Genomic DNA, 24045 nt, shown 5'->3' with positions numbered 1-24045 from the left:
CGGTCAGTCGATCTCGCAGCCCACGGGGTGGTGCTGGTGGGTGCATCGGGCAGCGTACTCGGCCGGGGTCTTGTAGCCCAGCGCTGAGTGGCGGTGTCGGTGGTTGTGGTCGTCTTTGAAGTCTTCGATGACCACGCGGGCCTCCAACAGGGTGGGCCAGCAGTTGCGGTTCAAACACTCGTCGCGCAACCGGTTGTTGAACGACTCGATGAACCCGTTGTTCCACGGCGTGCCAGGCGGAATGTAGGAGATCCCCACCGACCCTGCACAGAACGTCTGGAGGGCCTCAGAGATGAACTCAGGGCCGTTGTCCATGCGCAGCACCTTCGGTGGGCCACCCCAGATCGCGAAGGTCTTCTTCAACTCCTCGATCAACCGGTCGGCGGCGATCGAGCGATCCACAATGTTGAGCAGCGACATCCGGGTGTGTTCATCGACCATGGACGCGATCTTGATCTTGTGTCCGTCGACAGTGGAGTCGAACTGAAAGTCCAATGCCCACACCACTTTCGGTGCGTCCGCGGTGACAATCGGCACCGACGACTGGCCGGCCCGTTTACGCCGCGGCGCCCGGCGCACCTGCAATCCTTCTTCCTTCCACAGCCGGTGGACCTTCTTCTTGTTCACGGTGTCGCCTTCGTCGAAACGTAGCCAGGCCCACGCCCGACGGAACCCGTGGCGTGGGTTCTGACGGGCGTAGGTTCGTAGCTGCTGGCGCAGGCCAGCATCCGGGTCAGCCGGGGTGTGCGCTTGCGGCAGTTGACGATACGCTGAACGAGCAAGCCCAACAACCTTGCACGCCTTGCGTTCTGACATGTTCATCACGTCTTTGAGCATGTCGATGGCGGCGCGTTTGGCGGTTGGGCTCAGAATTTTCCCTTGGCGATCTCCCGTAGCGCGTCCTTCTCCAACTCGGCATCGGCGAGCAGCCGCTTGAGCCGGCCGTTCTGCTCACGCAGCTCCTTGAGCTCCTTGGCCGCGTCACCGTCCATGCCGCCGTACTGGCGGCGCCAGTTGTACAACGTCGCTGCCGACACCTCGAGGTCGGCGGCGATCTCCTCGCCGGTCTTGCCCTGCGCCGCCAACTCGTCAGCCCGGCGCAACTTGCGCACAATGTCCTCTGCCGAGTGGCGCTTGCGTCCTGCCATGATCCTCATCGTCCCTTCTCTGCCCTCAACAGGGCAATCAGGACTCTAAAACAGACCGGACCGGTTCACGGGGGACACGCCACGAAGAAGGCGCCAAGTTCTGGGCCGGGGTGTGTGCGAATCTGGCCAACCGCGGCGTCAAGGACGTGCTGATCGTGTGCTGTGACGGGCTCACCGGATTCCCCGAGGCAATCGAGGTGACCTGGCCGCTGGCCACCGTGCAAACCTGTCTGGTGCATCTGATCCGCAACTCGATGCGGTTCGTGAACCACAAAGACCGCAAAGACGTGGCCCGGGCGATCAAACCGATCTACACCGCCCCCGACGCCGAGACCGCCCGCCGCGAGTGGGAAGCCTTCCGCGACTCGGAACTAGGCGCCAAATATCCGAGTGCGGCAATGGCTTTCGACCGAGCCTGGGATCGGTTCATCCCCTTCCTGGCATTCCCGCCCGAGCTGCGCAAAGTCATCTACACCACCAACTCGATCGAGTCATTGAACTACCAGCTCCGCAAGGTCATCAAGAACCGCGGACATTTCCCCAACGACATCGCGGTCCGCAAACTCTTGTGGCTGGCCATCTGCGACATCGAAGACAAACGAGCCGCTCAACGCCTCAAAGAACGCGGGACCAGGCGGTCACAGCCCCGTAAGGCCCTCGGACGACTGGTCGAGGGACAGGTCGTCACCAACTGGAAACAGGCCCCCGGACAACTCGCACTGGCCTACCCCGACCGGATCGAACCCCACCTCAGCTAGACCCCACAGACCACAAGAAAATCAGGAGCCACGTTCTTACACAGACATCTTGACAAGCTCTCGAGCCCCCGCGCACCAAGAGACCGCCCCGCGGCAGAAGCCACGGGGCGGTGTGTTCTTCTGTGAAGCGCTCAAGCGGTAGCTTCGTCTGATCCGGACTCGATCGATCCGGTGACCAGTTCGCCGACGATGTCGGTAATGATTGCGCCCACGATAGCCTCGGCCATGATGGTGGCCCCTTCGATGTTGTGTGCTGATGACTGCGAATGTGGAGCGCTGGCTGCGATGTCCACCTCGCAAACTCTACGACGCTCGATAAAACGGCGCCCAACGAACGATGAGTGAGAGATGAATGGCCGCGCAATTCCCAGTGACGGTTCTGTCTTTCCCACCGGGGCCATCGGGCAGACGGATCGCTCCAATAAATACGTGCCCACCGAACGCTGAGGACGTTCGGTGGGCACATCTGTGCCTTACCTCGGCGGTGTCCTATCTCGGCCAGTGCGGACGCGAAGCCGACCCCGTGCGGCGCTAGTTCGATACAACCGGCAGCTCGCCCTGCTCATGCTTCGCGCGCAACACCTTCTTGTCGAACTTGCCCACGCTCGTCCGTGGTATCTGCTCCATGAACGTCCAGTTGTTCGGGATCCACCAGTGCGGGATCTCCTCCGGGCAATTTCTTAGGCACCACTCGTGGAGCGTGTCAGCCGACACTTCGCGACCCGGTGCCGGAACCACAACAGCGAGAGCTGTCTCCTGCCATCGGGGGTCGGGCATCGCGACAACCGCGGCCTCGGCGACATCCGGGTGCGACATGATCCAGTTCTCGAGCTCCACTGACGAGATCCATTCGCCCCCGGACTTGATGACGTCCTTGGACCGGTCGGTCAGCGTCAGATACCCGTCCGGACTGATGTGTCCCACGTCGCCGGTCCGCAACCAGCCATCCCGAAACCTCTCGGTGTCCTCGAGTCGGTAGTAGCTGCCTGTGACCCACGGACCCCGCACTTCGAGTTCACCGACGGACTTGTCGTCACGGGGAACAGGCAGGCCGCCCTCGTCGATGAGGCGCATCTCCACCCCGCAAATTGCCCGTCCCTGTCGCTTGCGGTAAGATATTTCCTTTGCGGGGCTGATCCCGGCGGGAGGCCGACCTACCGCTGCAAGCGGGGACGTCTCAGTCATACCCCACGCCTGAATAATCTGTACGCCGAAGCGGTCCGCAAACCCCTCGATCAACGACTGCGGGACGGGAGCTCCACCACAGGCGACAAGGTCGATCGATGACAAGTCGACACCCGGATTCGCGATACCGTACTGAAGAAGATCGTTCCAGATTGTCGGTACTGCTCCTGCCTTCGTGGGGCGATGTTGTTGGATCATGTCAGCGAGCGGCGCTGCTTGAAGGTATCGATCAGGCATCAGCAAGTCCGCGCCGGCCATCAGCGACGCGTAGGGCAGACCCCAGGCGCTGGCATGAAACATCGGCACGACGGGAAGTACACGATCGGCTTCTGCGATCGCCAGAGCGTTACCGGTACACGCTGCCATGGAGTGCAGAAACACCGAGCGATGACTGTAGACGACCCCCTTGGGATCGCCTGTAGTGCCGCTCGTATAACACATACCCGCAGCCGACCGCTCGTCGGGATCGACCCAAGAGAACACTGGGGATTCCGCTGCGAGCGCGTCATGATATCGCATCACGGTCACGCCGTGCCCGTCGAGCGGGGAGGTGTCGCCGTCGCCGGTAACGAACACAACCCGAACCGTCGCCAAGCCCGGTAGGACCGCCGCCAACAACGGAACCAGCGACCCGTCCACGATAATGACCTTGTCTTCGGCGTGGTTCGCGATGAACTGCAGCTGAGCCGGTGACAACCGGATGTTCAGCGTATGCAGCACCGCGCCCATCGCGGGTACCGCAGCGTACGCTTCGAGGTGCTCCTGGTTGTTCCACAGCATCGTTGCCACGCGGTCGTCGCCGACCACGCCGACCCGACGCAGAGCATTCGCCAGACGTGCGCATCGCTCTTCAAGATCGCCGTAGGTCGCATACCGGGCAGAGCCGTTCACGGAATAGGTAATCACCTGCCTAACAGTGTGATTGGTTGCGACGTGGCGCAGTATCGATGACACTGTCATCGGCACCTCCTGCATGGTGCTTTTCATCTAACTCTCCTTTCGCGGCGGACGCTGGATCATTCGGCAGGTCCGTAATCCTGGATCTGCCAGCCGTTATCGGTCTTCAGCACGACGACTTTCAACAGTGTGGGGAGTTCGCTCGGCTGAGGGTTCTGAACATTCTGGGTCTTCTGGGTGGCGAAGACCAGCACCGTGTATTCCCCCCGGTTCTCGCTGGCGCTGCCGGTGACGCTGGTCGCCAGTACGCGTCCCGCCGCTTGGACCTTGGCCTGTTTCATGATTTGGGTCAGGGTGGGTTCGACATCGTCGTATCGCTTGACCAACGCATCGCTGGCATTCTCTTTCACTTCGGTAAAGAATGCGTCGGTGTTTTGGTAGCTGTACGTGAGCGACTTTGTGGTGTAGTCCGATGCTGCCTGCGCTGCCTGCGCTCGTTGTGTGGCGGCGTCCTCCAGGGACGTCTTTGCTTGCCGCATGTCAATGTAGAGGTAAGCAAAGAGCCCGGCCAGCACCGCGAGTACTACCACGAGAGCACCGACGGCCACCACCTGGAGGCGTGCTGATCCCCAGCGCTGCTCGGCCTCGGACGTCGGGGGGCTTGCCTCGTCCGAGGCGGAAACGTCCTGTGACGTCGCAGGTTCTGTGGCACTAGTGGCGTCGCCGCGGTCTGCCTTATCGGAAGCCGTAGTCAGCTCATTTTCGGTGCCGCTGTCCTCGGATTCTGATCCGTTGTCGTGTGCGGTCATTTGCTGCCTTCTGTAAATGCTGGGGTAGGGGGGGCGACATCGGGCGTCAGCGGGGTGATGGTGTGACGGCGATCGGGATTTGCGCCTGTCCCCGATGGGACGCGGGGAATGTTCGCGCCAGGAGATCACCGATCGATCCGAAGTCGACGTATGTGTCTGCGACTTTCGCCGTCGCCGGTTTGACCGCGCGGGTGATGGCGACAATGTCGGGCTGAAGTATCTGGATGTAACCGCTGAGCTTTTCCACTAGCTTCAGGATTGGTGGCCATTTGTCGTAGGACGTAGAGGTGAAAACGATGAACGCACGTTGGATTCTCGCCAAACCGTCGACGGCATCCGGGGTCCGGACCGACGCGGTACTGAGCACACCGCCCACGTTCGACATGAGGCCCAGGAGGAACTCGGCATTGTCCGCGGTGGTACGGACCGCACCGTCGTCACCGACGAAGTCCACGAGGCGGTGCATCATGTCTCCGATCGTGTCGAGGTCCTTTTGCCGGCCGTCGACTGCAGCCGAGATCGTTTCGTTGATGGTCTGAATCGATGCTGGATCGAGCGCGTCGGCCACTGCCGACATTTTCGGGAGCACCTGGGGAACGGATTGGGACACGTGGATGGCGCTGGCGGGCACTAGGTCCCCACTACGCAAGTACTCACTGGTGGTGGTATCCGGTGGGATGAAGTTGATGTATTGCTCTCCCGCGACCGAGAGGTTCTGGATCGTCATGACACTGCCGCGAGGGATCTTGTAGCCGGAGTCGATGGACATGTCGACGGCGAGCTGATTATCTGTGACGCGAATAGATGTCACCTTGCCCGCCGGCACCCCCTCTAGCATCACCGGCGATGTGTCGAGCAGGCCGCCCGAGCTCTTGAGTATGGCCGAGATCGTGTAGTCGGAGCGGAACGGGTTTATTCGTGCCACGTCGATGGTCAGGTATGTTGCTCCGACGAGGAAGACGACGACAAGGGCAACCAGGGATACGACGGTGCTGCGGATCATGGCATCATTCCGATCGCTCGCAATACGTTAATGAACGACCCGGCATCACGTCGGGCTAGATCTTGGCCGTCGATAGACACGTCGGAAACGTTGATATCTGGCGAGCTGACGAATGGGATGAGCTTCTCGCGTATTACACGCGTCGCCTTGTCGGAAACATCCTTGGAGTAGATGTCCGAGTACGCGATGGACGCGATTACCGGCGCGATCGCTCCTACCGTTTCCTTGATGCGGGAATACTCAGGGTCGACGATACGGCCGGCAGATACTGCGAAGTCGCGCAGGTTGGCGATAAGTAGCGCGACGTCAATTAGCGAATAGCCCAGACCATAGAAGTTCACTCCCCCCTTGGTCAACATTCGGTCAGTACCTGACGGGTCGGCCAGGATCACTTTCAGTGTGCGATCGGCCGACTGCAGGACTACGTCGAGTTTGTCGGTGTTGGCGGACACCTCAGACACGGTGCGCAACGTCGTGCGGTAAAGCGTATCGAATTGGGCGGGGTCACTCGGAAAGGTCGAGTTCAGTGTCGATATCGCGGTATGGATTTTATCGAGTTCACCCCCGCCCAGTACATTAGCCATCCCCCGCATCACGTCCTCGACGTTGGCAGCCGGTTCGGTGCGTGAGAGAGGTATTACCGATCCCGCGTGCAGCAAGGCTTGGGGTGGACTGCTGTGCGGGGGGAAGGATGGCCACATAAATCTCGCCCAGGAGAGTGTCTTGGCGGAGTTCCGCGCGCGAATCTTCCTGCAGTTGGGCGTCTTTATCAATTCGGGCGGCAACCAGCGCGTGGCCTCCGTCGTACGTGACGCTGGTGACGGCACCGACGTCAATCCCTCGAGAGAGGACTTTGGCACGGGCAGGCAAGTTCAGAGCACTCGTGAACTCGATCTCGATGTCGTAGCCGTCTCGGGCGGATGATCCGCCGATGGTCGGCGGGTTGTCGGCGTTGATGCTGCAGGCGGCGAGGGCGATGGTCGCTGCGAACAGCGTCACGATCGCGGCCGTGACACGGCGAAGGTAGCCGTAGGTCATCATTGAGATTGCCCTCCGATCAAGTTAGCGATCGTCGCCACTTCGTTACCCGTCCTGCAGACGCCGTTGACGGGGGGAGAGGCACACGCCGTTCTTAGGGTCTGCAGTGGGACAGACACGGCGAATGCCCGCAGGATCGACTTCGCATCCGGATGCTTGACGATGAGGTCAGCCGTTCGAGCGGCGACGGTCGCCAGGATGTTCTCTTGCTTGCCTACTTGCGCGAGGAGTGGAACCGCAGCATCACCAATTGCGAAGATCGGTGGACCGAAGTCGGACGCCAATCGCGACAGGATGGGGACGAAGGTACCTGCGTACTCTGTTGCGGCGCCGAATGTTTGACCGAAAGCAACAATCACCTCGATTGCGCCGACGAAGTTGTCGAACAGCTGGGTCACCTCAGCACTGTTCTCGGTGGCAACACCGGTTAAGGTCGCGAGGTTGGCTACAATTCTGCGTATCTGACCATCACGCCGGGTCGGATCGTTGATCAGCGTGGCCGAGTCCTTGAGAATGCCAGAGATATCGCCCTGGGTTCCCTCCATGTTCTTGGAGACGAGCGTGAGCGCCTGGAGAATCGCATCGGTGTCACGTCCGCCGTCCTTGACGAGTTCATCGGAAAGAGTGCTGATCGCGTCGAGCGTTTGACTAATCCCCAGTGGAGTCCTGGTTTTGTTCAGTGGTATGCACTTGGCCGACTCGTAATGCTCTCCGCCGCGATAGGGATGGGTGAACTCGATTTGTCTTTCGGTGACAATCGAGGTGGACACCAGGGTGGCCCCCACATCCGCGGGAAGCGGCACGGTCTTGTCGATCCGCATGTCGACACGCACGCCCCTCTGGCCCTCCTCGTGAATGCCTACGACCCTGCCCACCTTCTTGCCGAGCATCGCGACGGAGTTGCCTTCGTACAGACCTGATGCGTCGGAAAACTCCGCACATAGTGGCCGCGTGTCGTCGTCGGCTGTCGCATAGTTGATTCCTACGGCCGCGATCACTACTGCGAGTGTGACGATGGTGGCGATCGGGATCAGATGCTGACGCATCCGCTCTGTCAGCATTTTTGATCACCACTCGGGATGCAGATGCGGACAGTCGGTTCAGGACTCGCTGGACCGACCTCTGGAGCGTCGAGAAGAATGCTCAGTCGTCTGGTGATCTGATCGACCTGGGTCAGCGCGTTTGCGTAGGCGGGCATCTGGGCCGACACCTTGTTCAGAAGGGTCTTGAACTGTTGTACCGATGGTTCTATTCCGTCGCGGTACGCGACAAGCGGTCGGGTCAGTAGCTTGAAAAGACGGCGCAGATAATCGAATCCGTTCTGGACGTTGGCGATGTCTGGTCCAAGGGTGCGGGCAAGGAAGCTGAGCTGGCGGAGGAAGTCCACGAGTACCTGCTTGCGGTTTGCGAGGGCGGCGACGTACTCATCGGACAACGTCATCGTCTTGTCGAGTTGTGCGTACTGACGTTGCAGTAGGTCCATCAGGCTGCTCGCGTTTTGCAGGGCATCAGGGATATTGGTGTTTCCGTCGGAGAAAGCATTCTGTAGCAGCGCCGCTGTGCGCCGTAGATCAACACCACGCACGTCACGGAACACCGGTGTGGTTGTCTCAAGCGTGCTGGAAATGTCGTAGGTGCTGCTTGTCTGCTCCAGTGGGATTGCACCGTCGAGGGCCGACGGGCCTGAACCTGGGTCGAGGTCCAATACACGTCCACCAATAGGGGTGATGAGACGGACGTTCGCCGTCGCGTCCGACCGAACGGCAATCGAGTCATCCAGCCGGAATCGCACGGTGATGAACGTTCCGGTCAGGTCGACTGACGCGACCTTGCCTTTCCTGATCCCGGCGATACGTACCTGGTCGCCGGCTTCCAATCCGCCGGTATTGACTAACTTGGCACTGTAGATAGTTTGTCCGGGCGGTGAGATGTACACAGCACCCGCCACGACGAGGCCGGCCACCGTGACCATCGTAACGACTCCCGCCAGGATGAGGTCGCGCCGACGCTGCGGGCGGTGATGCGGACGCTTATCGAAGAAGCGGGTCACTGGCACACCACCAGTCGTTGACCCATCAGGGCGATCTGCGCTGTTCTCGGTAGGTCGAGCACTCCTCGGGCGCACCCTGCCGCCGAGGACGAAGGTGTCGCTTTGGATGTAGTTTCCAGGGCGTCCAGGAGTGGCTTCAGGAGAACGGCACCGTTCAGTAAGCTTTCTGTATCCCCTGGCTCCCGCACCAATCTCTGATAAATGGCCGCGAAGCTGGTGTCGTAGGTCGACTCGATCTGCTCACCGGAGAGCACAGTCTTCGCCATCGAACGGTTGACCTCCCGCAGCGAGGCCCTCAGGCGATCGCTCACGCGGCTGAACGCATCGACGATTGACCCCAATTTGTCTATCAACTCGACCAGTTCGGCGGAGCGCCCCATCAACTGATCAGACACCTGTCCCAGGCTCGTCACAATGTTGGTGATGATCTCTGAACGCTGGTTCCCGTACTCGGTGATGTTCGCGACTTGCTTCATGACTGGTGCGATACCTCGACCGTCCCCCTGGGCGACCCGTAGCAGGTTCGACTGAAGCTCATTGATCTCGGCCGTATTCAATGTATCGAATACTGGTTTGAAACTGTTGAATAGTGTCGATACGTCGAACGACGGGACGGTCTTGTTGAGTGCCACCTGTGTGATCGACTCCTGGTCGGCGCCTTGTCCGGCATTGATGAGCTCCACATACCGCTGCCCCAGCAGGTTTTGGTAACGGACGGCGGCAGTCGTCGCGGGGGTAATCGAGACGCCGTCGTCCAGTTGGAAACGGACGATCGCTGTTGATCCCTTCAGGTCGACAGCCGTTACATATCCCACCTTCACTCCAGCGAGTCGTACCCCGTCGCGGGGCTTGAGTCCGGAAGCGTCGGCAAAAACCGCGGAACGCTGCGAACTGGAGGATCCTTCGTTGGTCGGCTGCAGAATCGCGATGATGACATACGTAAGGACGCCGATGACAGCGGTGAACGCGGTGATCTTAATGATTGTGGGTGTCAGAGACCTCAGAGTCATCCCGTGGGCCCCCCCATTCTCAATGCGCTTTGTAGAGCAGGTGAGGTCTGGACCACCAGTGCTAGCTGGAGCTGGACTCGGTCGCCGAATTTCGGCAAGGCTTTGTCGATGCCATCGAGGATCTGCGGGATCGTGTACACCGTGCGAACGAGCCCCGAGGCGGATCTGGCGACGGGCCGCGCTAGATCAAGGCCGACGTCTAACAGCGAACTCAGGGCCGGGTAATTCTTGTCGAGCAGTCCGCCGAGTGCACCGAACAGAACCTTTCCCGTGTCGCCGAGATTGCTTTTCGTGCGATCGATGTTCTGTTGAGTGGCGAAAAAGTCAGCGATATCGACGTTCTTCAAGACGCCAGGGACGAACGGCGTCATGAAGTCGGCGACTCCGGTGGACAGATTGGCTGCAATTTCTAGGTCCTCCCCGACCGGCCGTTTCTGGACATCCCGCGTGAGCTTCGCGATCTGGAATACGAGTTTTCCGCTATCAGACATTGCCTGCGAATCCTCGACGATGAACCTCACCACCGCTTCGAACGAGGGCTGGTCCAGTGCCTCGACCAGCGTGGAGATCTTGCGAACAAGTGTTGACACCGAGGTCTGTTCAGACTGCAACCTGCTTACGTAGACACTCCCGCCGGAACCGATGGGCGGTCCGTGTCCAGGATCTACGATTTCCAGTGCCGTCGGTCCCAGTGCGTTTGCCGAAGTGTAATTCACCGTCATGCCCTGCCGGAGATCTAGGTCGTTGCCGGAACCGGTGAAGTTGATTTTGACCGTCGCGCCACGGTCTCGAACCGAGATGCTCGAGACCTCGCCCACGGTGAACCCAAGGTACTTCACTTCCGATCCCCCCTTCAATCCGTCGCCTATCGCGTCGGTGTTGATGGTCAACGACGTGTGATCGCTGAAGTCACCGTTAGCGTCACTTATCAGTAAGTAGGCAGCTATCGCGCCGAGGATTAAGAGGGCGACCCCCCGAAGGACCAGGTTCCCGTGCGATGGTTCGCGCCCGGACGGATCATGAAAGACAGCCACTGAACCCCCCTACCCAGAAATCCGTACGCCGGAATCGAATCCCCACATCAGAAGTGTCAGAATCATGTCCTCCACGACGATGACGATGAGGCTCGTGCGGATCGCTCGGCCGGACGCCCGGCCTACCCCCTCAGCTCCGCCTGTGGCGAAGTAGCCCTGATAGCTATGGATAATCACTACGGAAACGACAAATACAAGAACTTTGATGAGCGAGAAGATAAGGTCCTGAGGTTTGAGGAACTGGTCGAAATAGAAATCATAAGTGCCGCCGGATTGGCCGTGTACCTGTGTGACGACGAGCTTAGCGGCCGCGAATCCGAGAATAAGCGCGATGATGTACAAAGGAATCACGGTCGTGATCGACGCCACTACGCGAGTGCTGACGACGAAGGGAATGGGACGTACCGCCATAGCCTCGAGAGCGTCGATCTCCTCGGAAATGCGCATCGAGCCTATCTCAGCTGTCAACCGGCAGCCGGCTTGTGCTGCGAACCCGATCGCAGCGATCATTGGCGCAAGCTCTCGGGTGTTAGCGTAGTGGCAGGTCCCCGATAACCGGTCCAGTCGGTCCTAGAGCCAGTTCTTACTTGCGGTCGGTCAGTCGATCTCGCAGCCCACGGGGTGGTGCTGGTGGGTGCATCGGGCAGCGTACTCGGCCGGGGTCTTGTAGCCCAGCGCTGAGTGGCGGTGTCGGTGGTTGTGGTCGTCTTTGAAGTCTTCGATGACCACGCGGGCCTCCAACAGGGTGGGCCAGCAGTTGCGGTTCAAACACTCGTCGCGCAACCGGTTGTTGAACGACTCGATGAACCCGTTGTTCCACGGTGTGCCGGGCGGAATGTAGGAAATCCCCACCGACCCTGCACAGAACGTCTGGAGGGCCTCAGAGATGAACTCAGGGCCGTTGTCCATGCGCAGCACCTTCGGTGGGCCACCCCAGATCGCGAAGGTCTTCTTCAACTCCTCGATCAACCGGTCGGCGGCGATCGAGCGATCCACAATGTTGAGCAGCGACATCCGGGTGTGTTCATCGACCATCGATGCGATCTTGACCTTCTTGCCATCCACGGTCGAGTCGAACTGAAAGTCCAATGCCCACACCACTTTCGGTGCGTCCGCGGTGGCAATCGGCACCGACGACTGGCCGGCCCGTTTACGCCGCGGCGCCCGGCGCACCTGCAATCCTTCTTCCTTCCACAGCCGGTGGACCTTCTTCTTGTTCACGGTGTCGCCTTCGTCGAAACGCAGCCAGGCCCACGCCCGACGGAACCCGTGGCGAGAATTCTGACGGGCGTAGGTTCGTAGCTGCTGGCGCAGGCCAGCATCCGGGTCAGCCGGGGTGTGCGCTTGCGGCAGTTGACGATACGCTGAACGAGCAAGCCCAACTACCCTGCACGCCTTGCGTTCTGACATGTTCATCACGTCTTTGAGCATGTCGATGGCGGCGCGTTTGGCGGTTGGGCTCAGAATTTTCCCTTGGCGATCTCCCGTAGCGCGTCCTTCTCCAACTCGGCATCGGCGAGCAGGCGCTTGAGCCGGCCGTTCTGCTCACGCAGCTCCTTGAGCTCCTTGGCCGCGTCACCGTCCATGCCGCCGTACTGGCGGCGCCAGTTGTACAAGGTGGCTGCCGACACCTCGAGGTCGGCGGCGATCTCCTCGCCGGTCTTGCCCTGCGCCGCCAACTCGTCAGCCCGGCGCAACTTGCGCACAATGTCCTCTGCCGAGTGGCGCTTGCGTCCTGCCATGATCCTCATCGTCCCTTCTCTGCCCTCAACAGGGCAATCAGGACTCTAAAACCAACCGGACCGGTTTACGGGGGACACGCCAGTAGGAAGAGATGAATCCAGTCAGTGAACCCATCCCTACGAGGTCCAGCGAGGCGTAACCCTGGATACCGATTGAGGCGCCGACGGCGATGCCGAGGATGGCGAGGACGATGGCCGTTCCACCACCGACCAAGACTGCACCTCTACCCCAGGCGAATTCTTGTATGTAGAGCAGGGTTTGGCGCCGGTATGTGGTGATGACATGGCGGATGCCGAGGACCGCGGCGATCACAAAGGTCGCGACGTGCCCCAAGCGTTCAGGTACTTGTGCAACGGGCGCGATCACGGCACCGACCGGCCGGGTGGCGGCGGAGAACCTCCGGGAGGGAACGGTGGTCACGAGGCGTTTCTCATCCAATGGTTTGGGGGACGAACATGGTTGTTAGTTGCGTGATAAAGACATTGATCACGAAGCACGCGACGACACCCAGCACTACGGTGGCATTGACCGAGGTTGCGACGCCTTTAGGGCCGCCCTTCGTCGACAGCCCGCGGTGACAAGCAATCGTCACCACGACAAGTCCGAACACAAGCGATTTGCATAGAGCGACAACGATGTCGGTTACCGATGCGAACGACGCGAACGATGCAACATAGCTGCCGGGTGTGATGCCTTGGACATCGACGCTGATGGCGTAGCCCGCCAGCAGCCCGGTGAAGACGATCAGCATGCAGAGCATCGGCGCAGTGATCAACACAGATACGAACCGAGGTGCTACGACGCGCCTGGTGGGGTTGAGTCCGAGTGTCTCCATGGCGGCAATTTCTTCGCGAATCGTTCGAGCGCCCAAATCAGAGGCAATCGCTGATCCGGCCGCGCCCCCGAGTAGAAGGGCGGTAACGATGGGCGCTCCCTGTTGAATGATCCCGAGGCCCCCAGCGGCGCCAGCAATTGACGTGGCCCCAACTTGCTGAGTGAGGCTTCCCACTTGTACCGACACGATGACACCGAATGGCACAGCTACCAGAATCGCGGGCAGAGTCGTCACGACAATAACGAACCAAGTCTGCGATACGGCTTCGCGAAACGGAAACCGTCCCGTAGCAATGTCTACCGCTACCCACCGCAGGGCCTGGCCAGCCAAGCCGAGGGTGCTACCGAAAGTGGCGGCGCCGTCCAGGAAACGGTTGGCGCCGGTCCGAGTGGTGATGGACCTCTCCTTCCCTCGTACACGGGGTATGCGCCGCTTAATGCTGGTGCGCGTTATGGACGGTACCAGGTACTGGCAGTATTACCTATAGTGTTTACAGAAAGACCGTGTCGGGACCTGCTCCCACACCTCATCGACCCCCGCACCCTGTTTGAGTAGGTGGCGGCTTAGTAAGGACAACGATCAGAAGATGACCTCAGAAGCAAGACTGCCGGCGCACTCGTCCCAGTGCATGGGCTGCGGAAGCGAAAACCCCCACGGACTTCAACTTGAGGTCTACCGGAGTGGCGAGCGGGTGTACGCCGATCACACCTTCGACGAGAGGCACCTTGGCGCGCCCGGGTTGGCGCACGGCGGAGCGATCTCGGCCGCTTGCGACGACATCATGGGTTTCACCCTGTGGATCGCGCGGACCCCCGCGGTGACCCGCACCCTGACCGTCGAATACCGTCAGCCGGTCCCTCTGCACACTCCCATTCGCCTCTCTGCTTGGATTGACCACGAGTCGGATCGCCTACTGCACATCGCGGCCGTTGGATCGTTCGATGATCGAACGTATTTCACCTCTAGCGGTGTCTTCGTCAAGGTCGACGTCGCTCATTTTCGACGGTATGCCGACCTATCAACAATCGATGACTTCTTCGCCAACTTCACGCGTACAGACTGACGCCGCAGGGGGGACTGTCGCTGATTCGGTGTAAGTGGTTTGATCGCCCCCGGCGTGGGGCAGGAGGAATCACGACGATGACCGACACAGTCGAGGGCGTGGATGCCCTGGTGGCAGGGCCAGTTGAGACTGGTCAAGAACACGATGTCACCACCGCGGATGAGGTGCGTGAGTGAGTAGCCGGCCGATCTACGCCGCGATCGGGGTTGATCTCGATGGGCACAAAGACATCCTCGGCATGTGGGCTGGCGACGGCGGCAGCGAGTCGGCCACGTTCCGGCGGGCGGTGCTCACCGACCTCAAGAACCGGGGTGCCAGGGGCATCTTCTCCCTTGTCTGTGACGGCTTGAAAGGGTCGCCCGACAGTGTGTCCGCCGCGTTTCCGTTGGCCACGGTACAGACGTGCATCATCCATTTGATCCGGAACACCTTCAAGTACGCCTCCCGCAAGTATAGGGACAAGATCAGCGCCGATCTCAGACCGATCTACACCGCGCTGACCGCCGCTGAGGCCCGGCTGCGATGGGAGGAATTCGCTGAGAAGTGGGGCACGCCGTACCCGGCGATCGTGACCCTGTGGGAGAGTGCGTGGGAGGAGTTCATCCCGTTCCTTGACAACGACGTCGAAATTCGACGAGTGTTGTGCTCCACCAACGCTATCGAAAGTCTCAACGCCCCGCTAGCGGCGTGCGGTGCGCGCTCGAGGGCACTTCCCGAACGAGCAGTCCGCACTCAAAACGCTCTACCTGGTGACGCGGTCGTTGGATCGATCCCGAAGGGTATGTTGACGGCGCCTGAAAACTGACCCCCTGACGACGGGTGAATTTTGACCCCCGTCTTGTTAGGAGGGTGATTTCAGTGGAGCAGTGGGCGGAGATCCGCCGTTTGCATCGCAGTGAGGGTGTGCCGATCAAGGAGATCGCGCCGGTTGGGGGTGGCCCGTAACACGGTGCGGGCGGCGTTGGCCTCAGACACCGCGCCGAAGTACTCGCGACCGGCGAAGGGCTCGGTGGTCGATGCGTTCGAACCGCAGATCCGGGCGTTGTTGCGGGAGTATCCGACGATGCCGGCGACGGTGATCGCGGAGCGGATCGGGTGGACGAGATCGTTGACTGTCCTCAAAGACCGGGTCCGGGTGATTCGCCCGGAGTTTCGTGGGGTAGATCCGGCCGATCGGGTGATCTATGAGCCCGGCGGCTGTTCGCAGTGGGATCTGTGGTTCCCGGACTACCGAATCCCAGTGGGCCACAATCAATTCGCCATGTTACCGGTATTGGTGATGACATTGGCGTTCTCCCGATACCGGTCGGCGGTGATGATCCCGTCGCGCCAGGGCGGAGACATCCTGACGGGGATGTGGCTGCTGCTGTCGCAACTGGGCGCGGTGACCCGCAAGCTGGTGTGGGACCGCGAAGCCGCGATCGGCCCCAAGGGCACACCCACCGCGCTGGCCGCAGGATTCGTGGGCACCTTGGGCACTCGGCTGGAGCTGGCGCCACCGCGAGACCCCGAGTACAAGGGCATGGTCGAACGCAACAACCGATTCTTCGAGACCTCGTTCCTGCCGGGCCGCCAGTTCGCCTCACCGGACGATTTCACCGCCCAGTTCGATCGGTGGCTGGCCGATCATGCCAACACCCGAGTGGTGCGCGCGATCGGTGATCGACGCCCGTGTGATGCGCTCGCCGAGGACCTCGAGCAGATGGCCGGGCTTCCCCCGACCGCACCTCATATCGGGTTGAGTAGCCGGGTGCGACTCGGTCGCGACTACTACGTACGTGTGGCCGGCAATGACTATTCGGTGCACCCGTCGGTGATCGGTCGCTTCGTCGACATCACCGCCGACCTGCAGCAGGTGCGCATCCAGTGCGGCGAGGTCACCGTCGCCGACCACGCTCGCAGCTGGGCCAACCACGTCACCATCGCCGACCCTCAGCACGTGCGGGCAGCCAAAGAACTGCGCCGCGACTACCGCCGCCAAGACCTCGCCAACCGGGCCCGAAACGCCGCCCGCATCCGCGCCCACCCCGACGGCCACGAGGTACCGATCCGGGCGCTACCAGACTACGACGACCTGTTCGGGGTGCACTTTGCTACCCCGTCAGGTGCTCAACCACCCACCCCGTCCACTATCACTGAAAGGTGAAATACCATGTCCGACAATCACACAGGTAAGCAGATCGAGTTCGCGGCGCGGGCGTTGAAGATGCCAGCGATCCGCCGCTGCTGGGCCGAGTTGGCCGAGCGGGCCCGCACCGACAACTGGACCCACGAGGAGTACCTCGCAGCGATCCTTGACCGCCAGGTCAGTGAACGCGAAGCCAACGGCACCGTGCTGCGGATCAGTGGCGCTCGCTTCCCCGCGGTCAAGACACTCGAGGACTTCAACTTCGACCGCCTTCCAGGATTGCGTCGCGATGTTATCGCCCATCTGGCCACCAGCACCCGGATCGCTAAGAGCGACAACGTGATCCTTCTCGGACCACCTGGAGTGGGTAAGACCCACCTCGCGATCGCGCTCGGGATCAAAGCCGCGCACAACGCCTACCCTGTGCTCTTCGACACCACCACCGGATGGGTCACCCGCCTTGAGGTTCCCCCCGAACCGTAGAGGCATCGATAATGAGGAGCACGATGCCAGAGAAGCGGAAGAAGTACGACCGGGAGTTTCGTGATGGGGCGGTCCGGATCGTCGAGGAGACAGGTAAGCCGATCGCCCAGGTCGCTCGAGACCTGGGGGTCAACGAGGGCACCTTGGGTAACTGGGTCAACCGGGCGCGCGCCGAGCGGGAGGGCCGCGGCGAGCTGACCGTTGATGACGCTGCTGAGCTCAAACGGTTGCGTGACGAGGTCGCCGAGCTGCGCATGGAGCGTGATGTCCTCAAGCGATCAGTGGTCCTGTGGGTGAAGGAGGCGACGAAGTGAGCGTGGCACGCTTTATCGCCGACCAGAGGACCAACTATCGGGTGCCACACGCGGTGTCCTGCCGGCTGCTCGGGGTCAGCGAGGCGTGGTTCTACAAATGGCATAAGCGGACCCAATCGCCGGGTGCGGCAACGGGTTTGCACACCACCCGCGACTATCGCCGGGACACCATCGACCGGGCCGTGGCGGTGGCGTTCGACAAGGCCCGCGGCCTGCACGGGTCACCGCGCCTGCATGCGGATCTGCGTGCTGACGGGTGGACGGTGACCGAGAAGACTGTCGCTGATTCGATGTGTCGTCAGGGCCTGGTCGCGCGGCGGATCCGCCGGCGCAACGGGCTGACCCGTCAGGACAAGACCGCCCCGAAGTTCCCCGATTTGTTGGGTCGCGATTTCACCGCACAGTGCCCCGATCAGCGGTGGGTCGGCGACATCACCGAGATCCCGACCGCGGCGGGCAAGCTGTATCTGGCCACGGTCATCGACCTCTACAGTCGCCGCCTGCTGGGGGCGGCCACCAGTCGTCACCCGGATGCAGCGTTGGCGTGTGCGGCGATCGAGATGGCGGTCGCCACGCGGGGCGGTATGCAGGCGATATGGCGTGATGACGATGCGCAGAAGCTGATTTTCCACACCGATCGTGGGTCGACGTACACCGCGAAACGGTTCACCAGGCTGTGCCAGAAGATGGGTATCCGGCAGTCGATGGGCCGGGTCGGATCGTGTTTCGACAACGCCGCAGCGGAGGCATTCTTCTCTTCTTTGGAGTGGGAAGTGTTGTCACGCAACGAGTTCCATACTATCATGGAGGCGCAGGCGGTCGTGTTGGAGTGGTGCTACGGCTTCTACAATCACCAGCGTCGCCACAGCGCGATCGGGATGATGAGTCCGGTCGACTACGAGAACACCGCAGTCACCGAGCCCGAAGCCGCATAGAGGAGTCCTCCACGATTCCGGGGGAACCACAGTCTCGGCGTCGGGGGCGGTGTAGATCGGTTTAATCGCCCGAGCGACGTCTTTGCGGTCTTTGTAGTTCACGAACCGCATCGAGTTGCGGATCAGATGCACCACACAGGTTTGCACGGTGGCCAGCGGCCAGGTCGCCTCGATCGCTTCGGGGAATCCGGTGAGCCCGTCACAGCACACGATCAGCACGTCCTTGACGCCGCGGTTGGCCAGATTCGCACACACCCCGGCCCAGAACTTGGCGCCTTCTTCGGCCTGTATCCAGATTCCCAGCACATGCTTGACGCCGGCCATATCGACGCCAATAGCAATGTGGGCGTGCTTGTTTCGGACATGGGCGCCGTCTTTGACCTTCACCACCAGGGCGTCAAGGTAGATGACGGGATACAACGGCTCCAGCGGCCGGTTCTGCCATTCATCGACCGCGTCGAGGACCTCGTCGCAGATCTTCGAGATCGTCTCGTGCGAGAGATCGGTGCCGATCGTGGAGGCCAAATGGTGTTGGATGTCGCGCAACGTCATGCCGCCGGCGTAGAGCGAGATGATGATGTCGTCGAGGCCGCCGAGGCGGCGCGAGCCCTTCGGGACCAGCCGCGGGGTGAACGTGCCGTCACGGTCACGAGGAATGTTCGGCTCGACCGGCCCGGCCTGCGAGGCCACCGTTTTCGGGCTCGACCCGTTACGGGCGTTGGGCAACTCCCGCCCGGCCGGATCGCCCTTGGCATAGCCGAGGTGATCGGTCAGCTCGGCCTTCAGACCGCGTTCGAGGGCCAGTTTGATCAGACCTGGGATCAACCCGCCTTCGCCGGTGATCTGGACCTGGCCGGTATCGATCTGGGCGAGCAGCTCATCGACCATGCCCGAGGCCTGTAATGCCTCGGCGACTTCCGCGGTCGAGCGCGGCTCGGCCAGTTCAGGCAACTGCTCGTCGTCGTGGCCCTGCTGCTTGTCGTCTAACGCCATGCTCATAGATCTTCCTCTCACTGATGAGCACTGGACTTACACAGACCATCTGACACCTGTGGTTCCCCCGGAATCGTGGAGGACTCCTCTATGCGGCTTCGGGCTCGGTGACTGCGGTGTTCTCGTAGTCGACCGGACTCATCATCCCGATCGCGCTGTGGCGACGCTGGTGATTGTAGAAGCCGTAGCACCACTCCAACACGACCGCCTGCGCCTCCATGATAGTATGGAACTCGTTGCGTGACAACACTTCCCACTCCAAAGAAGAGAAGAATGCCTCCGCTGCGGCGTTGTCGAAACACGATCCGACCCGGCCCATCGACTGCCGGATACCCATCTTCTGGCACAGCCTGGTGAACCGTTTCGCGGTGTACGTCGACCCACGATCGGTGTGGAAAATCAGCTTCTGCGCATCGTCATCACGCCATATCGCCTGCATACCGCCCCGCGTGGCGACCGCCATCTCGATCGCCGCACACGCCAACGCTGCATCCGGGTGACGACTGGTGGCCGCCCCCAGCAGGCGGCGACTGTAGAGGTCGATGACCGTGGCCAGATACAGCTTGCCCGCCGCGGTCGGGATCTCGGTGATGTCGCCGACCCACCGCTGATCGGGGCACTGTGCGGTGAAATCGCGACCCAACAAATCGGGGAACTTCGGGGCGGTCTTGTCCTGACGGGTCAGCCCGTTGCGCCGGCGGATCCGCCGCGCGACCAGGCCCTGACGACACATCGAATCAGCGACAGTCTTCTCGGTCACCGTCCACCCGTCAGCACGCAGATCCGCATGCAGGCGCGGTGACCCGTGCAGGCCGCGGGCCTTGTCGAACGCCACCGCCACGGCCCGGTCGATGGTGTCCCGGCGATAGTCGCGGGTGGTGTGCAAACCCGTTGCCGCACCCGGCGATTGGGTCCGCTTATGCCATTTGTAGAACCACGCCTCGCTGACCCCGAGCAGCCGGCAGGACACCGCGTGTGGCACCCGATAGTTGGTCCTCTGGTCGGCGATAAAGCGTGCCACGCTCACTTCGTCGCCTCCTTCACCCACAGGACCACTGATCGCTTGAGGACATCACGCTCCATGCGCAGCTCGGCGACCTCGTCACGCAACCGTTTGAGCTCAGCAGCGTCATCAACGGTCAGCTCGCCGCGGCCCTCCCGCTCGGCGCGCGCCCGGTTGACCCAGTTACCCAAGGTGCCCTCGTTGACCCCCAGGTCTCGAGCGACCTGGGCGATCGGCTTACCTGTCTCCTCGACGATCCGGACCGCCCCATCACGAAACTCCCGGTCGTACTTCTTCCGCTTCTCTGGCATCGTGCTCCTCATTATCGATGCCTCTACGGTTCGGGGGGAACCTCAACCCCCCACCAGTGGGGACTTTCTCATGGCCACGGACACCCCCGCATGCGCGGCGATCGTGCGCAGCCCCGGCGACGGTAACCCCACCGCCAGACCCAGCCACAACCGCAGGACTTCTCTGATCTCTTCCACAGCAACCTCCCGATAGCCCATGCCGCCGCCCCTTCCATGACTGCTCGTCACGGCCGAGTCAACGGGACCTGACCCCGGACCTTGGACACGTTGAATCCCGCAGTTCGCGGGGAGAAGCGAGATGATCAAGGTATGGCTCGGAGACACTATTCAGAGCAGTTTCGTCAGGACGCGGTGGACTTGTACGAGTCGACCCCCGGGGCCACGGTGCGCGGTATCGCCGCCGATCTTGGGGTCGAGCGCGGCACGTTGCGTCACTGGCTTGAGCGCTACGGCACCGGCCGCAAGACCGCTGCCGATGGCAGCGGGGCGGTCAGCCCGCTCAAGGCCCGCAACGGCGATGGGCCCACTGTGGTGGGGCCAGAAAGCGCTGAGGCCAAGATCGCACGGTTGGAGAGGGAGAACGCGGCACTGCGTAGCGAGAAGCTCAAGCTGAGCACCGAACGGGAGATTTTGCGTCAGGCGGCCAAGTATTTCGCCGGGGAGACGAACTGGTGAGCCGCTTCCAGTTCGTCGCCGACCACCTCGACACCTACCCGGTCAAGTGGCTATGCGATCTCCTCGAGATCGCGTGTTCGTCGTTTTACGCCTGGCGCAAGGCGGCCCCGCGCCGGGCGGCTCGTGCGGAAGCTGATCATGTTTTGGCGCAACGTATTCGTGAGGTTCACGATGGTGACAGCACCTGTGGTGCACCGCGGATTACCGCGGAACTCAACGATGGGGTGGCGCTGGAGAACCGGGTCAATCACAAACGGGTGGCGCGGGTGATGCGCGCCCACGGCATTGTCGGTTATCGGCGGCGCCGTCGTGTGGTCACCACGATCCCTGAACCTGCCGATCGCATAGTCCCTGACCTGGTGGAACGCGATCTCACCGCGCCCGCCACGAACCGGGTGTATGTCGGCGATATCACGTATCTGCCGATCGCCGATGGCTCCAACCTGTACCTGGCTACGGTGATCGACTGCTACTCCCGACGGTTGACGGGGTGGGCGGTGGCCGATCATATGCGCACCGATCTCGTTGCCGATGCCTTGCAAGCGGCACAACAGACGCGAGGGTCGTTGTCGGGAGCGGTCTTTCACTCCGATCACGGCTCGGTCTACACCAGCAAGGCCTACGCCAACCTGTGCGCTGAACTCGGCGTGACCCAGTCCATGGGAGCGGTGGGCACCAGCGCCGACAATGCGATGGCCGAGTCGTTCAACGCCACGCTCAAACGCGAGGTCCTTCAAGATGAGCAGTCCTGGCCCGATGAGTTCACCTGCCGGCGTGAAGTCTTTGGGGTGGCTCGTGCGTTACAACAACCGCCGAAGACACTCGTGGTGCGGGCACCAATCACCACTCACCTACGAAAACCGTTACGCTGCTACACTTCTACACGCAGCATAAATCCCACCCTGTGTCCAAGGTCCGGGGTCAAGGCCCAACGGACAAAACAAGAGACCACCAGCGCAACCTTGGGTTCTAGTGATCCCCGCAACACCCTGGCTATCAGGGAGTTGCGGGGATCATGGTTTCTGCGGAGTTGAAGGAGCTGTTTTTCGAGGCGTTGGACCGTGAATACGGCAACGTGACAGCAGCGGCGCGCAGTGTGGGAGTCAACCGTGCCACGGCATATGGGTGGGTTCGTCGAGCCGGCTTACGTGGTCGCGGCAAACGGGGCACTTCCGGGCATCCGGGACGCGCTCGCTATGACGCGCTGCGCGCTGCCGGTGTCGGCCGCCGTGAGGCTGCCAAGCAAGTCGGAGTGCACATCCGCACCGCCCGGGACTGGGATAGCGGGATCCGCAAGATCGGCAACGCGCGCCTCCACCCCGATGGCCGTCGGATCGACTACAAGACCGGTGTGACCACTGTTGACACGCGACCGTCACTGGCCCGGATCGAAGCCCCACTGCATCCTCGGTTTCTCACCTTGTCCGAGCGGGAACAGATCACCGACATGCGTCGCGCCGGCGACTCGCTGCGGGAGATCGGGCGCCAGCTGGGTCGGCCGGCATCGACGATCAAACGAGAAATCGACGCCTACTCCGTTTCTGGGGTGTATCGCCCTCATCGAGCCCAAAGAGACTGGGCAAGTTCGCGTTTACGACCAAAAGACTCCAAGCTGGCGGTCGGTGGACCGTTGCGGGATTACGTTTCGAACAAACTCGCCGAGCAATGGTCTCCCGAACAGATCAGTCACACTTTGATCATCGAATTCCCCGATGACGAGGCGATGCGAGTGAGTACCGAAACGATCTATCAGGCGATCTACGTCCAAGCCCGGGGCGGGTTGCGCCGCGAACTCGCCGACGCGTTACGCACCGGCCGCACCCACCGCAAACCTCACCGGTCCCCAGATCGACGCACCACCCGGTTCGTCGACGAGATGGTGATGATTTCCGATCGACCGGCCGAGGTCGAGGATCGGGCTGTGCCCGGTCACTGGGAGGGTGACCTCATCGTCGGCAGCCGGTCGGAATCAGCCATCGTGACGTTGGTCGAACGCTCGACTCGCTATGTGCTCCTCGGTCATCTACCCGGCGAGCACACGGCCGAAGCAGTCCGTGACGTACTGATCCCGCTGATCGGTTCTCTGCCCGAGCACCTGCGGGGATCGTTGACCTGGGACCAGGGCTGCGAGATGGCCGCCCACAAGCAGTTCAGCATCGCTACCAATGTGCCCGTCTACTTCTGCGACCCGCATTCACCCTGGCAGCGAGGCTCGAATGAGAACACCAATGGGCTACTGCGCCAATACTTTCCGAAGGGCACCGACCTGTCGGTGCACACTGCCGCAGACCTCGAACTCGTCGCCCAACGACTCAACAGTCGACCACGCAAAACGCTCGACTGGAGAACCCCAGCCGAGCGTCTGCGTGATTTACTTGTACCCGTCTAACCAACCGGTGTTGCGAGGACCCCTAGAATCCGCCAACGCGCCGGTGGTCCCATAACTGGCAATCCAGGTGGTCCCATCCCGATGGCAAAAATCAGCTCACAGCGGTCCCTTCACCGTGGCAAATGACACTCGCGGTACCTGACGCTTCGGCGAGAGTGTTGTCGGAGGAGTCGCGCACAGTGCTGACCGAGGGGTCGACTTTAAACTCGATCAGCCGGTCGGCATAGGCCAGCGATATGTA

The 24045-nt window shown here is 61.5% G+C and carries 21 protein-coding genes and 6 pseudogenes; 9 read left to right on the top strand and 18 right to left on the bottom strand.

Annotated elements, in window-relative coordinates:
- Positions 1–3: 3 nt before the first annotated feature.
- A protein-coding gene (locus RVF83_RS03520) for an IS3 family transposase (protein ID WP_099047927.1) occupies positions 4–1148 on the bottom strand; the annotation gives its coding sequence in 2 pieces (ribosomal slippage) (positions 4–881 and positions 881–1148; 1146 coding nt in all).
- Between the two features lie 86 nt (positions 1149–1234).
- Between RVF83_RS03520 and RVF83_RS03515 the strand changes: the two are divergent.
- A pseudogene (locus RVF83_RS03515) lies at positions 1235–1906 on the top strand (IS256 family transposase); the annotation flags it as partial.
- 131 nt (positions 1907–2037) lie between these two features.
- On the opposite strand, the gene RVF83_RS03510 reads toward RVF83_RS03515, so the two are convergent.
- The 14 genes and pseudogenes from RVF83_RS03510 to RVF83_RS03445 all read right to left on the bottom strand — a co-directional run bounded on the left by RVF83_RS03510 (position 2038) and on the right by RVF83_RS03445 (position 13840).
- Complete coding sequence (locus tag RVF83_RS03510; protein WP_005195129.1) at positions 2038–2199, bottom strand: hypothetical protein; 162 nt, start codon at positions 2197–2199, stop codon at positions 2038–2040.
- A 238-nt stretch (positions 2200–2437) separates the two neighbouring features.
- The gene (locus RVF83_RS03505) at positions 2438–4078 is read right to left on the bottom strand and encodes a long-chain fatty acid--CoA ligase (RefSeq protein WP_005195128.1); all 1641 of its coding nucleotides are present in this window, start codon (positions 4076–4078) and stop codon (positions 2438–2440) included.
- 29 nt (positions 4079–4107) lie between these two features.
- Positions 4108–4797, bottom strand: coding sequence for a hypothetical protein (locus tag RVF83_RS03500; protein ID WP_005195127.1), 690 nt, complete (start codon positions 4795–4797; stop codon positions 4108–4110).
- Between the two features lie 46 nt (positions 4798–4843).
- The gene (locus RVF83_RS03495; protein ID WP_005195126.1) at positions 4844–5800 is read right to left on the bottom strand and encodes an MlaD family protein; all 957 of its coding nucleotides are present in this window, start codon (positions 5798–5800) and stop codon (positions 4844–4846) included.
- Complete coding sequence (locus RVF83_RS03490; protein ID WP_341261997.1) at positions 5797–6384, bottom strand: hypothetical protein; 588 nt, start codon at positions 6382–6384, stop codon at positions 5797–5799. Before RVF83_RS03490 ends, RVF83_RS03495 begins: the two co-directional genes overlap by 4 nt.
- On the bottom strand, positions 6377–6841 hold the full coding sequence (locus RVF83_RS03485; RefSeq protein WP_341261996.1) for an MCE family protein: 465 nt from the start codon (positions 6839–6841) through the stop codon (positions 6377–6379). Before RVF83_RS03485 ends, RVF83_RS03490 begins: the two co-directional genes overlap by 8 nt.
- Positions 6838–7899 (bottom strand): MlaD family protein, encoded by a 1062-nt coding sequence (locus RVF83_RS03480; protein WP_005195124.1) that lies wholly within the window; start codon positions 7897–7899, stop codon positions 6838–6840. Before RVF83_RS03480 ends, RVF83_RS03485 begins: the two co-directional genes overlap by 4 nt.
- A complete protein-coding gene (locus RVF83_RS03475; RefSeq protein WP_005195123.1) occupies positions 7893–8888 on the bottom strand; it encodes an MlaD family protein in 996 nt (331 codons plus the stop codon). Before RVF83_RS03475 ends, RVF83_RS03480 begins: the two co-directional genes overlap by 7 nt.
- A complete protein-coding gene (locus tag RVF83_RS03470) occupies positions 8885–9898 on the bottom strand; it encodes an MlaD family protein (protein WP_005195122.1) in 1014 nt (337 codons plus the stop codon). Before RVF83_RS03470 ends, RVF83_RS03475 begins: the two co-directional genes overlap by 4 nt.
- Positions 9895–10932, bottom strand: a complete 1038-nt coding sequence (locus tag RVF83_RS03465; protein ID WP_005195121.1) for an MlaD family protein — start codon at positions 10930–10932, stop codon at positions 9895–9897. Before RVF83_RS03465 ends, RVF83_RS03470 begins: the two co-directional genes overlap by 4 nt.
- A gap of 9 nt (positions 10933–10941) precedes the next feature.
- Positions 10942–11469, bottom strand: a pseudogene (locus RVF83_RS03460) (ABC transporter permease); the annotation flags it as partial.
- Between the two features lie 60 nt (positions 11470–11529).
- Positions 11530–12674, bottom strand: a protein-coding gene (locus RVF83_RS03455) for an IS3 family transposase (protein WP_119033501.1) whose coding sequence is annotated in 2 segments (ribosomal slippage) — positions 11530–12407 and positions 12407–12674 — 1146 coding nt in all. Because the reading frame shifts where the segments join, the coding sequence is not laid out codon by codon here.
- 37 nt (positions 12675–12711) lie between these two features.
- On the bottom strand, positions 12712–13095 hold the full coding sequence (locus RVF83_RS03450; protein WP_423133006.1) for a hypothetical protein: 384 nt from the start codon (positions 13093–13095) through the stop codon (positions 12712–12714).
- Positions 13096–13105: 10 nt separating this feature from the next.
- The gene (locus tag RVF83_RS03445; RefSeq protein WP_005194985.1) at positions 13106–13840 is read right to left on the bottom strand and encodes an MlaE family ABC transporter permease; all 735 of its coding nucleotides are present in this window, start codon (positions 13838–13840) and stop codon (positions 13106–13108) included.
- A 256-nt stretch (positions 13841–14096) separates the two neighbouring features.
- On the opposite strand from RVF83_RS03445, the gene RVF83_RS03440 reads away from it, so the two are divergent.
- The 6 genes and pseudogenes from RVF83_RS03440 to RVF83_RS03415 all read left to right on the top strand — a co-directional run bounded on the left by RVF83_RS03440 (position 14097) and on the right by RVF83_RS03415 (position 18433).
- Positions 14097–14573, top strand: a complete 477-nt coding sequence (locus RVF83_RS03440; protein WP_005194983.1) for a PaaI family thioesterase — start codon at positions 14097–14099, stop codon at positions 14571–14573.
- A 172-nt stretch (positions 14574–14745) separates the two neighbouring features.
- A pseudogene (locus RVF83_RS03435) lies at positions 14746–15340 on the top strand (IS256 family transposase); the annotation flags it as partial.
- A gap of 82 nt (positions 15341–15422) precedes the next feature.
- Positions 15423–16719 (top strand): annotated as a pseudogene (istA, locus tag RVF83_RS03430) (IS21 family transposase).
- A 6-nt stretch (positions 16720–16725) separates the two neighbouring features.
- Entirely contained in the window at positions 16726–17184 is a 459-nt protein-coding gene (locus RVF83_RS03425) for an ATP-binding protein (RefSeq protein ID WP_391489276.1), read from the top strand.
- Positions 17185–17207: 23 nt separating this feature from the next.
- Positions 17208–17498, top strand: a complete 291-nt coding sequence (locus tag RVF83_RS03420; protein WP_005195137.1) for a transposase — start codon at positions 17208–17210, stop codon at positions 17496–17498.
- Positions 17495–18433, top strand: a complete 939-nt coding sequence (locus RVF83_RS03415; RefSeq protein ID WP_020169777.1) for an IS3 family transposase — start codon at positions 17495–17497, stop codon at positions 18431–18433. Before RVF83_RS03420 ends, RVF83_RS03415 begins: the two co-directional genes overlap by 4 nt.
- A gap of 33 nt (positions 18434–18466) precedes the next feature.
- On the opposite strand, the pseudogene RVF83_RS03410 reads toward RVF83_RS03415, so the two are convergent.
- The 3 genes and pseudogenes from RVF83_RS03410 to RVF83_RS03400 form a co-directional block, all read right to left on the bottom strand.
- Positions 18467–19432: pseudogene (locus RVF83_RS03410) on the bottom strand (IS256 family transposase); the annotation flags it as partial.
- 82 nt (positions 19433–19514) lie between these two features.
- A complete protein-coding gene (locus RVF83_RS03405; protein ID WP_020169777.1) occupies positions 19515–20453 on the bottom strand; it encodes an IS3 family transposase in 939 nt (312 codons plus the stop codon).
- A complete protein-coding gene (locus tag RVF83_RS03400; RefSeq protein WP_005195137.1) occupies positions 20450–20740 on the bottom strand; it encodes a transposase in 291 nt (96 codons plus the stop codon). The genes RVF83_RS03405 and RVF83_RS03400 overlap by 4 nt, the downstream gene beginning before the upstream one ends.
- 309 nt (positions 20741–21049) lie before the next feature.
- Here RVF83_RS03400 and RVF83_RS03395 point away from each other — a divergent pair.
- Both RVF83_RS03395 and RVF83_RS03390 read left to right on the top strand, forming a co-directional pair.
- Positions 21050–22309 (top strand): annotated as a pseudogene (locus RVF83_RS03395) (IS3 family transposase).
- 121 nt (positions 22310–22430) lie between these two features.
- Positions 22431–23804 (top strand): IS30 family transposase, encoded by a 1374-nt coding sequence (locus RVF83_RS03390; RefSeq protein ID WP_423133005.1) that lies wholly within the window; start codon positions 22431–22433, stop codon positions 23802–23804.
- Positions 23805–24045 lie beyond the last annotated feature (241 nt).

The sequence above is a fragment of the Gordonia rubripertincta genome, assembly GCF_038024875.1.
Classification (GTDB): domain Bacteria; phylum Actinomycetota; class Actinomycetes; order Mycobacteriales; family Mycobacteriaceae; genus Gordonia; species Gordonia rubripertincta.
The sequence above is the reverse complement of the archived record's forward strand: the minus strand, read 5'-3'. Positions and strand labels throughout refer to the sequence as shown.